The sequence below is a fragment of the Sutterella wadsworthensis genome, from assembly GCF_003315195.1.
Classification (GTDB): domain Bacteria; phylum Pseudomonadota; class Gammaproteobacteria; order Burkholderiales; family Burkholderiaceae_F; genus Sutterella; species Sutterella wadsworthensis.
Map to the genome: position 1 here is coordinate 40,021 of NZ_QNRV01000022.1, position 10,148 is coordinate 50,168.

A 10,148-nucleotide genomic window follows, 5' to 3' on the forward strand; every position below is an offset into this window, starting at 1 on the left:
GAGGGGAACTAGAGTGTCAGATTGCAGTTCGCTCGTCAGGCACCGGGGCGTTCAAAGACGAATTTTCCGTCCACCATCGTGGCATCGATCTTCGTGGAGCGCAGTTCAAGCGGGTCCATCTCAAAGATATTCTTCGAGAGCACCACAAGATCGGCGTAAAAACCGGGCTTGAGACGTCCTTTGACGCCTTCTTCAAATTCGGCGTACGCTGATTCAGCCGTGTAGGCATCAACGGCGTCATAGATGTCGACGCACTCTTCAGGATGCCAGCCGCCTTCGGGCTGACCGTCAAGACGGCGCCGCGTCACGGCGCAGTAAAGATTGTCGATCGGGTTCATATCCTCAATCGGCGAGTCCGTGCCGAAACTCATATGAATGCCGAGTTTCTTCATCGTGCCGAAAGCATAGGACGTAGAGGCCAGTGCTGCGCCGACGCGGGCGTCGACGATCTTCGTGTCGTAGTGCAGAAAGATGGGCTGCACCGCGGCCAGGATGTCGTTCTTCGTGAAGCGTTCAACGAGAGGAATGTCGGTAATCTGCACGTGATTGACGGACAGACGATAGGGATTCTTCCCCTCGGTGCAGACGGCGTCATAGGCATTGAGCACGCGTTCAATTGCCGCGTCGCCGATCGCATGAATGATCACCGAACACTTGTGATCAACGGCTTCGTTCACCAAGCCCTGAAGCTCATCCACAGTGAGTGTGGCGATGCCGCAGGTCGAAGGATCATCATGGTAGGGGCTGCGCATCAGTGCAGTGCGTGCGCCAAGACTGCCGTCAACGAAGAGCTTCAAAGGTCCGAAGCGGTTCATGGGCGAGCCTTGACCGGTAACATGGCCGGCCGCAAGGAATTCGCGGTATTCGTCAAGGTTTTGGAAGCTCGACTGATGATAGACGCGCGTGATGGGATGATCCGCTTCAACGCGGTTGAACGCTTCAAGCACCGTGGGCCAGCTCCCCGAGCGCAGATCGCAGGTCTGCACTGAAGTGACGCCGGATTCTGCAGCATGCTTCATGGCAGCACGAATAAGGTGCACATTCTGTTCAACCGTGCGGTTGCGGAAAAGCGCGGTGAGCTTGGCCCGGGCGTTTTCCGTGAAAACGCCGTTCAAATGACCGTTCGCATCCCGTTCTGCCGATCCACCTTCAGGAGGCACAAAGGTGTCGTCAATGCCGGCAAGCGCCAGAGCAGCTGAATTGGCGGTGAGCAGATGCCCGCAGGCACGCTCAAAAATGAGCGGATAGTCTGTCGAAATATCGTCGAGATCAGCACGTGTCAGGAGACGATTTTCATCGGTGAAATAGTCCTGATTCCAGCCCATGCCGTGGAGTACTGCGCCGGCAGCCGGCTGATGCTTGGCAATGTATTCACGGGCGATGCGCTTCACATCGGCAATGCCGGATGCATTCTGCAGACGAATGTCAGTGAGTGCAATGCCCGTGTTGAGCAGATGTTGGTGCGAATCATTGAAGCCGGGAACAACCAAACGACCGCGGGCGTCGTAGATTTGAGCGTCAGCAGGCGCCTGAGCCGCAACAGATTCATTCGATCCGACGGCGCGGATAATGCCGTCAACGCTGAGGAGCGCCTCTTCAAAGTGTCCGCGGTCGACATAGACGCGGGCGTTGCGGATGAGTACAGAAGACATAAGGTCAAGTCTCCAAATGCAGAAACGGTTGCCGGTCTTTTCGAAGAAAGGGTGCTGCCTTCCTTCGGCAAGGACCGGTTGATTGCAAAACACTATTGAAGGTTCTTCTTGGCGCGTTCAAGCGCATCGTGGCGGCGACGGAAGAGCAATTCGTAGATCACCAGACCAATCAAAGGAACGATCAGGCCGAGGGCGGCTGTGACCGGATCCTGCCAGATCGTATTGACGATCAGCGACAGCATGAAAATCAGTACGAGGATGATCGAGAACGGATAGAGCCAGACCTTGTAAGGACGTTCGAGCGTCGGGTACTTGCGGCGCAGGACGATGACCGAAAGGAAGGTAAGACCGTGGAAGATCAGGCCGCAGATAGCCACAAGACTCGTGAGTTCGGAAAGCGACCGGGAGCAAACGAGAATCATGGCCATCACCATGCTGGCGATCTGCGCGTTGATCGGCGTGCGGTAGGTCGGGTGGAGCTTGCCCAAGAATTCAAAGAGTGCGCCGTCACGAGCCATCGCGTAGTACATGCGCGGAAAGACCATGATGCAGCCGTTGAGGGAATTGAAGATCGCGAGCATCATGGCGGCGCCGACAATCACCATGCCCCAGGTGCCAAAGAGCGTATCGGCCGCAACCGTACCGAGGTAAAAGTTGCGTTCCGAAATCATCTTCTGGATGAGATCGTAGGGGACAACCTTGTAGACGGCAAAGTTAAAGAGGACGTAGAGAACCGCAACCCCAATGATTGAACCGATCAGCGCGAGCGGAATATTGCGCTTGGGTTCCTTGATTTCTTCGGCAATGGTGTTGAGGTTGGTCCAGCCTTCATAGGCCCAAAGCGTGGCGAGCACCGCAAAGGCCATCATGCTGAGAATCGTTCCGATGGAAGGCGTTTCTACGCCTTCGGGGAAGCTGAACCAATTGGGCGACTCATTGCCCATGGCCAGACCGCAGATGATGATGAGGGCGATCGGGAGGAGCTTAAGCACCATGAAGATGTTCTGCACCATCGAACCCTGACGAATGCCGCGGATGTTGATGAGCGTGAGGAGCAGAATGGAGCCGAGAGCGATGGCTTTTTGCGCGAGCTCTCCCATGGGCACCATGCTTGAGATGGCGGCAGCAAAGGCGAGAGCCAGTGCGGAGATGGAACCCGCTGACGACAGGAAGAAGTTCGTGATGCCGCACATGAAGGCCACACGTTCGCCGTAGGCTTCGCGCAGGTACACGTAGTAGCCGCCTGCCTTGGGCATCATGGCGCCGAGCTCCGCAAAGCAGATGCCCGAAAGGAGGGTAATCAAGCCGCCGACGGCCCATACGAGAAGCGCCAGACCGAGATTGCCGCCCGAGCGTTCGAGGACGATGCCGCCGATATAAAAGATGCCTGAGCCGATCATGATGCCGGCAAGGACGGAAATGCCGCCGAAAAGACCAACCTCGCGGCGCAGACCGATGGTTTCGGTCGAGCCGCCGGAAGCGGCGGAGGGTGTTGAGGAAGCTGCCATGATTTTTTTGTAGTGACGGATTGTTGGGGAGGGTCGAAACTGAAAAAGGCTGCGCCGCAATCGTGCGGGAGCAGCCTTCAGATCTGTAATCCGTTTGTTGCGGCGCCGCTCTTTGATAAACGCCGTACTCTGCGCGGCGTCCGTGAAAGATCGGGCGCGCGGAGACGGAAGCCGTTCATGAAGAAGCTTCGCCGCCGATAGCGCCTCCGAACGTCTGACAATGCAGCGTTCGGGAGTCATCGTCGTCTTTCGGCGATGACCAACTGACCGTCCATGCCTAGCCGGTCGTTTCGGCAGTTTGACCTTGCGACGCTCTTCCTATTTTTGGGTGCCCCCGTCGAGCGGCGTTCATTCGCACTGCGCCTCTATTCAGCATGAGTAAAAAATTACCCCCAGCGTGCGGTTCTGTCCATATTTGGTGCGGGGTAATCCAAAGAAAAGGCGCCTCTAAAAGCGCCTTTTTTTGTTTTGATCGGAGGATAGGTAGGCAAAATGCTGTACGCCGCCCCTGCGGTTATTTGCGTCCTGCTCGATTGATGCGACGCTTCCCGAAGGCGCTTTGTCCGCCGTTCTGCGCTGTCGAATTGAATTTGACGGCTAGGATGACGCCGACAAAGAATACAAAGGCCGCAAACATCAGTACGGCAGGCTGATCTTCATTGACACCGATAGCTGTCCCCATAAATCCGAGCATCCAGCAGATGGATACGGCGAATTTGGCAGCTGGGTCGAGTTTTTTGGGTTTTGCAATGACGGGTTCAGGAGCATTGGGGTTGGCCGACGACTCCATCCGCGCCAAGGCGGCTTCTCGGCTCGAATCCTGCGGCGAAGCCTTGGGCATGCCGGTTTTTCGGCGGAAGGCCGCGATCAGATCTTTGAGACTGATGCCGTCATCGGCTCGTCCGGCAGCGTTTGGCGGCAGACCGATGTGGTGATCGGCCGTCATGGGCGGCGTGATGCCGTCAAGATTTTTCTGCGAGCTGGCCTGCAGCGATTCGATGTAGTCCACAAAGTCGCCGTTTTTAGGTTCAAGGTTGAGCGGGTCTGACGGCATGCAATGAACTCCTTCCTTTGCCTTTGGCTCGACGGATGAGCGAGCCCGCGGCAGCGTTCCTACCGATGATGATAGCGGATCCGCTCTTATCGTTCGGATATTCGCGAATGCAATGCAAAAGGCAGGCTGGACGCTGCTGCCGTCCAGTCTGCCTCTGAGTTAAATAAAGGGGAAAAACAGATTTTTTAGTGTGTCAGGCAGCAGCCGTCTGAACGTGCGTCTGCGGCGCAGTGCCTGCGGCACGATCCACTTCCGCCGCCATGCGGTCGAGTTTGGGCTTCACACGCATCAGACGCATACCGTTGGCAACCACGATGAGGCAAGTGCCCGTATCGGCAAAGACAGCCATCCACATCGTCGCGAATCCGCTGATGGCGAGGATCGTGAAGATGATCTTGATGCCGAGCGCGAAAGCAATGTTCTGCACGAGCACGCTGTGGGTCATACGCGAGAGACGAACGAGCGTTGCCACCGACGAAATGCGGTCGTCCATCACGGCAATATCAGCAGCTTCAATCGCGCTGTCGGTCCCGCGAACGCCCATGGCAATGCCGATGTCGGCTTGTGCGAGCGCCGGAGCGTCGTTGATGCCGTCGCCGACCATCGCCGTAAGACCTTGTCCCTGAAGCTCACGAATGCGTGCAAGTTTGGCTTCAGGAAGCAGGTCAGCATTCACGTTCTCAAGTCCGAGCTTGCCGGCGAGCGCATGTGCGGCGCGTTCATTGTCGCCCGTGAGCAGCCAGGGCGTAATGCCTTCGGCTTTGAGCTGGGCAAGACCGCTTCGCGTATCAGCCTTGATTTCGTCAGCCATGACAAAGACTGCCAGTACGCCGAAGGTATCCGCGAGCGCTACGCTCGACATGCCGTTTTCGCTGGCTCTATTGAAGGCGTCGGCGACCTCATCCGAAGAGAGCCCGCGCTTATCAAGCGCCGCGAGGTTAAGGAGTGATGCACGTCCCGTTCCGATGCGGCCGGTGACGCCTTCGCCCGGGAGTGCCGTGAAATCAGCCACCGGCTGAATCTCAGCGTGTTCCTTCTTGGCTTCACGGACAATGGCAGCCGAAAGCGGGTGCTTATTCATGGCGCCGAGGCTGGCGGCGAGTGAAAGAACCTGTTTGCGGTCGGCGCCGCCCAAAAGCGTGATGCCGGCGACTTCAGGCTCACCCTTCGTGAGCGTGCCGGTCTTATCCAAACCGATATTGGTTAATTTGCGCGCTTCCTCAAGGAAGAGCCCGCCTTTAATCAGCAGGCCGCAGCGCGTCGCAGTAGCGAGCGCCGATACGATGGTGACCGGCGTGGAAATGACGAGTGCGCACGGGCAGGCAATAACGAGCAGGCAAAGTGCTTTGTAGAGCCAGCCGAGCCAGTCGCCGAGGAAGAGCGGCGGCACGATCGCAACGCACAAAGCCACCACGAACACAATCGGCGTATAGACCGCGGCAAACTTGTCGACAAAGCGCTGTACGGGCGACTTGGAGGACTGAGCATTTTCAACGGCTTCAATGATGCGGGCCGTCAGTGACTGGGAAGCGGCAGCCGCCACCGTGACTTCAATCGTCGACGTCAGATTCACCGTCCCGGCCCACACCGTTGCCCCCGGTCCTTTTTCTGCCGGCATGGATTCGCCCGTCACCATGGACTGGTCGAGCGTTGTAGTGCCTTCGACAATCTTGCCGTCAAGCGGAACGCGGTCGCCCGGCGCAATGCGCACCTGCGCACCAGGGCCGACGGACTCGACTTTCATCTCAACATACTTGCCGCTGCCCTGTGCGACGAGCGCCTTTTCAGGCGCAACACTCATCAGGTCGCGAATCGAACGGCGAGCTCTGGTCATGGAAAGCTGTTCAATGGCTTCGCTGATTTCAAAAAGAACGAGCACCATGGCTGCTTCCGGCCAGGCACCAATAAGGACACCGCCCGTAACGGCTACGGCCATCAGGGTGTTCATGTTGAGCGTGCCCTTCATGACACTCTGGATGCCCTTTTTGAAGGTTGTGAGTCCCACCATGAAAATGGCCAGGACGGCAAGCGCAAGGGTGATGCCTTTAACGAGGAATTCGTCAAGCGTGATGTAGCCGTTGTCGGCAGCCACCTCAAAGAATTCGCAGCCGAGCGCAATAATCAAGGCGAGGATATAGCGCTTCCAGGGGGTACGGTCTTCAAAGACAGTTTCCTGTTCACGCGCCTTCATGATGGTTGATTCATAACCGGCAGCACTGATCGCAGCCTGTGCGGCAGCCGCAGCGGCCGCTGGCACCGCAATGGTGCGGTTCATGACGTTGATTTCATAGCCCTTGATGCCGGCGGCATTGAATTCGCGTTCGATTTCGCCCGCCTCAACCGGGCAGTCCATTTCCGGAACCGAAAGGAGCGTCTGCCCTTTGGCTGTGCTCGCGGAAGCTTCGGCTTCCAGAGTGCCCTCGTATCCCGCCGCCTTCACAGCAGCCATCACGCCGTGGACGGCATCGCCGCTCGTCAGAATGCGGCGATTCATGATGTCGATTTCGTAATCGGCAATGCCGGCTTTTTTTAGTTCGCGTTCGATTTCACCGGCTTCAACGGGGCAGTCCATTTCCGGGACTGCAATGCGGACGCGATTGTCGGCTGCCGTATCCGTAGCATCGATGGAACCTTCATAGCCGGCCGAGCGGACAGCAGCCATGACGCCTGATGCAGCGGCAGGGCTCGTCAGAATGCGGCGGTTCATGATATCGATCTGATAGTCGGTGATCCCTGCTTTTTTGAGTTCGCGCTCGATTTCACCGGCTTCGACGGGGCAATCCATTTCCGGCACCGTAATGCGTACGCGGTCAAAGCTAGGATCGTCACTCCAGCCGCTCGAGGCTGCGACGTCAAAAGACTGGCCGGTCTTGCTTACTGCGGCAAGGATGGCGTTTTTTTCAAGAGGAGAGCGGTCTGGGACATTGATCTTCACGCGGCGCACGGAATAATCCGGCACGGCACGAATGTCGCTTGAGAGCGCTGCGAGGGCGTGCTCCACCGGACCGAATTCGACCGGGCAGCACATGTCGGGGAAATGCAGGGTAAGCGTTTTCATAGTTCTGACAATTGATGAGTCATCCGTATCGGACGACTGTGTTTTCCGTTTGATGAGCATTTCACACCTTGAAGTCGTTACAATGTCAAGCACTTTTTTGAAGGCAGTTTTCGACCGTGGCGCAGCGCTTCTTTTAAAGTAGTTTGCAGGCCAAGGCTGGCGAGCGCACTGTCGCTTGCACAATTACTTTCACGGAGTCCTTATGCGCATCCGAGAACTTGCAGAGTTAACGGGGAATACCCCGGAAACGATCCGCTACTACGAAAAGCAGGGGCTTTTGCCTGAACCGCGCCGTGAGTCCAATAACTATCGTCAGTACGGTCAGATTCATGTGAATCGGCTCGATTTCATCAGGCACTGCCGTAATCTCGATATCGGACTGTCTGAAATTCGAGAGCTTCTTGGAGCGCTTGATGAAGGCAGCCGAGAGGGTGCAGAACTCGCCCATAAGCTTATTCATCAGCACATGGAAGCCGTCGACAGACGCTTGAAGGACTTGCGGGAACTGCGCCGTCATCTGCTCGATCTGGAGGCGCACTGTCAGGGTAAACACTGTGATGCACGCACTTGCGGAATCCTTGCTGAACTCCAGCAGCCCGAGCCGGACTGTCCCGGACATGCAACGGCACTGCCCGGCCGACGAAACAGTGACGCGAGCGAATCGCTTCGCTGATCAGACCGTTTTTATGTTTTCTGCTTTTTTCCCCGTTTGATATGACAGAATTTTTCAACGTCCAACTTTCCTCCATGGGTATGGGCCTGATGGTGCTGATTCCCATTTTGCTGGCGCTTTTCTTTTGGGTGATCGGCCGCGTTGTGCCGCCGGCTCGTCGTCCTGCCGGACGGCCTGCAGGACTGGGCGGACTGCTTTGCGTTGTGCTGCTTATCCTTTCCGTTAAGGCGGCACTGTCGCTCTTTGAGCTCGGGCGTCAGGCGGGGGAAGCTGCCAATGTGCTTGCCGTTTCCATTGATTTTGTCGGTCCTGTTTTGAAAAGTTTGATTCCGGCGACCGTCAATGCGATTGCTATTCTGCTGGCGCTTTTCCTCTTGGCTTTCGGACGCCGTCGATTGACGCTCTTTACAGCGCTCGTCTGCGTCTGGATAGCGGGGCCAGCTTCTGACGGTCTGAATGCCGTCATCCTCGGTGTTCCTTACAACATGTCTTCAGGTTTTTACGGCATTTCATTCTTTACGATTCTGGTGACGCTTTACCTGCTCTTTTCCGAGCGTTCAGCCAATACCTACGGGCTGCATGGCCGCACAGCGCCGGAGAATCCCAAGGCCTAAGCGGCGGCCGGGCGAAAACAACGTATCTAGAAAGAATGCAGGATGCCGGCTGACGCCGGCAAGGCCTAAAATATCGGTTTTCCCGCAGAAAGCGCTTGCGGCAGTACGTCCTCATCGATCAAGAAGGATGCCTGCCGCTTCTTCATTCCCCGCTTTCACTTTATTTGACAAGAGGCACTTCACCAATGACCCAAGCCGTGCTCATCCGCAATGCGGATCTCTATGCTCCTGAACATGTCGGCATGCGTGACATTCTTATCGCCGGCGGCAAGATCATCGCCGTGGAACCGCATCTTGAAAATGTGAATATCCCCGGGATGGAAACGGTTGATGCAGCGGGTCGGCGCGTGACGCCGGGCCTGATCGACCAGCACATTCACGTCACCGGCGGCGGCGGCGAGGGCGGTTGGGCAAGCCGCTGCCCAGAGCTCAATTTCTCCTCCTTGGTCAAAGGCGGTGTGACGAGTTTCATGGGCGTGTCAGGCACCGACAGCATGTCGCGCTCAATTGAAAATTTGCTCGCCAAGGTGCGCGGACTTACCGTTGAAGGTGCTTCGGGCTGGATGTGGACGAGCAACTACGCTTATCCGCCGGCGACCATCACCGGATCGGTGAAGGGAGATCTCTTTGCCATCCCCGAATGCTTGGGCGTCAAGATTGCTATGGGCGACCATCGCTCGTCTTTCCCGACCGATCAGGAAGTCCTGCGGCTCCTTTCAGAAATCCGCGTCGCCGGCATGCTTACCGGCAAAACAGGCTTTCTGCATGTGCATTGCGGAGATTGGGGGGATGCGATTTTTGACCCGCTTGAAGCTGCGATTCCGAAGGGCATCCCGGCCAAGCATATGCGTCCGACGCATGTTGCCCGTCATCCTCAAGTATTTGAACGAGCCTGCCGCTTTGCCAAAATGGGCGGCTTTATCGATATCACCACGGGCGGCGGCTGCTGGATGGGATCCGCTGCGGACGCGCTTATCGCGGCGCTCGAAAAGGATGTTCCGCTCGACCGCATCACGTTTTCTTCGGACGGTCAGGGTTCGATGCCGCGCTTCAACGAAGCCGGCGAGATGGTGGGCTTTGGCGTTGGCTCCATTGACTGCGACTTGGAAGCGGTGCGCTCTACCGCCGAAAAGATTGGTCTTGACAAAGCGCTCCGTCCGATGACGGCAACCATTGCCGATGCACTGGGATTGACTGCCAAGGGCCGCGTACAGCCAGGCAAAGACGCCGATCTGCTGATCTTCGGTGATGAGCTTGAGCTTGCCGATGTCTTTATGAAGGGGCGCCGCATGATGCAGGACGGCAAAGTGATCGTGAAAGGTGCTTTTGAAGCGTGAGCGGCCTGCTGCAGTCCATCGTGACCGCAATAATCCGGCGTCCCAAGCGCCTTGCTTCCCGGAATCTCGGTTAACCGGTCTCTAGTCCGGGAAGCCTTCCAAACGCCCATCTCAATCTAAAGCAGCGTGAGCAATGTCACGCTGCTTTTTTATTTAAGTGCGCCCGGCAGCGCACGTGTGATTGTGTGGTGAAAGTCCACTGTCCGCCCGGTCGCGGGAAGGACTAGCAACTCGGCAGAGTCGAGGAGGCAA

At 57.0% G+C, this 10,148-nt stretch carries 7 protein-coding genes and 1 riboswitch; of the genes, 3 read left to right on the forward strand and 4 right to left on the reverse strand.

The window, feature by feature from the left end; all coding sequences use genetic code 11:
- Positions 1 to 35: 35 nt before the first annotated feature.
- The 4 genes from DES29_RS09065 to DES29_RS09080 all read right to left on the reverse strand — a co-directional run bounded on the left by DES29_RS09065 (position 36) and on the right by DES29_RS09080 (position 7,272).
- Positions 36 to 1,652 carry an amidohydrolase gene (locus tag DES29_RS09065; protein ID WP_021995272.1) on the reverse strand — a complete coding sequence of 539 codons (1,617 nt, stop codon included), beginning with the start codon at positions 1,650 to 1,652 and terminating at the stop codon, positions 36 to 38.
- Positions 1,653 to 1,744: 92 nt separating this feature from the next.
- Positions 1,745 to 3,160, reverse strand: coding sequence for an APC family permease (locus tag DES29_RS09070; protein ID WP_016473995.1), 1,416 nt, complete (start codon positions 3,158 to 3,160; stop codon positions 1,745 to 1,747).
- Between the two features lie 190 nt (positions 3,161 to 3,350).
- Positions 3,351 to 3,536, reverse strand: a riboswitch (Lysine riboswitch).
- 138 nt (positions 3,537 to 3,674) lie between these two features.
- The gene (locus tag DES29_RS09075) at positions 3,675 to 4,214 is read right to left on the reverse strand and encodes a hypothetical protein (RefSeq protein WP_005430765.1); all 540 of its coding nucleotides are present in this window, start codon (positions 4,212 to 4,214) and stop codon (positions 3,675 to 3,677) included.
- Between the two features lie 193 nt (positions 4,215 to 4,407).
- The gene (locus tag DES29_RS09080; protein WP_236578832.1) at positions 4,408 to 7,272 is read right to left on the reverse strand and encodes a heavy metal translocating P-type ATPase; all 2,865 of its coding nucleotides are present in this window, start codon (positions 7,270 to 7,272) and stop codon (positions 4,408 to 4,410) included.
- A gap of 202 nt (positions 7,273 to 7,474) precedes the next feature.
- Here DES29_RS09080 and DES29_RS09085 point away from each other — a divergent pair, with 202 nt between their 5' ends.
- From DES29_RS09085 to iadA, 3 genes are all read left to right on the forward strand, one after another.
- Positions 7,475 to 7,945 carry a MerR family transcriptional regulator gene (locus tag DES29_RS09085; RefSeq protein ID WP_005430769.1) on the forward strand — a complete coding sequence of 157 codons (471 nt, stop codon included), beginning with the start codon at positions 7,475 to 7,477 and terminating at the stop codon, positions 7,943 to 7,945.
- Positions 7,946 to 7,986: 41 nt separating this feature from the next.
- A complete protein-coding gene (locus tag DES29_RS09090; protein WP_016473997.1) occupies positions 7,987 to 8,559 on the forward strand; it encodes a hypothetical protein in 573 nt (190 codons plus the stop codon).
- A 185-nt stretch (positions 8,560 to 8,744) separates the two neighbouring features.
- Positions 8,745 to 9,896, forward strand: a complete 1,152-nt coding sequence (gene iadA / locus DES29_RS09095; protein ID WP_016473998.1) for a beta-aspartyl-peptidase — start codon at positions 8,745 to 8,747, stop codon at positions 9,894 to 9,896.
- The last annotated feature ends 252 nt before the right edge of the window (positions 9,897 to 10,148 follow it).

Excerpts from the sequence above, each read along its gene's own strand:
- iadA (WP_016473998.1), top strand. The coding sequence starts at position 8,745 with ATGACCCAAGCCGTGCTCATCCGCAATGCGGATCTCTATGCTCCTGAA.
- DES29_RS09075 (WP_005430765.1), bottom strand. The coding sequence starts at position 4,214 with ATGCCGTCAGACCCGCTCAACCTTGAACCTAAAAACGGCGACTTTGTG.
- DES29_RS09080 (WP_236578832.1), bottom strand. The coding sequence starts at position 7,272 with ATGAAAACGCTTACCCTGCATTTCCCCGACATGTGCTGCCCGGTCGAA.
- DES29_RS09070 (WP_016473995.1), bottom strand. The coding sequence starts at position 3,160 with ATGGCAGCTTCCTCAACACCCTCCGCCGCTTCCGGCGGCTCGACCGAA.
- DES29_RS09090 (WP_016473997.1), top strand. The coding sequence starts at position 7,987 with ATGACAGAATTTTTCAACGTCCAACTTTCCTCCATGGGTATGGGCCTG.
- DES29_RS09065 (WP_021995272.1), bottom strand. The coding sequence starts at position 1,652 with ATGTCTTCTGTACTCATCCGCAACGCCCGCGTCTATGTCGACCGCGGA.
- DES29_RS09085 (WP_005430769.1), top strand. The coding sequence starts at position 7,475 with ATGCGCATCCGAGAACTTGCAGAGTTAACGGGGAATACCCCGGAAACG.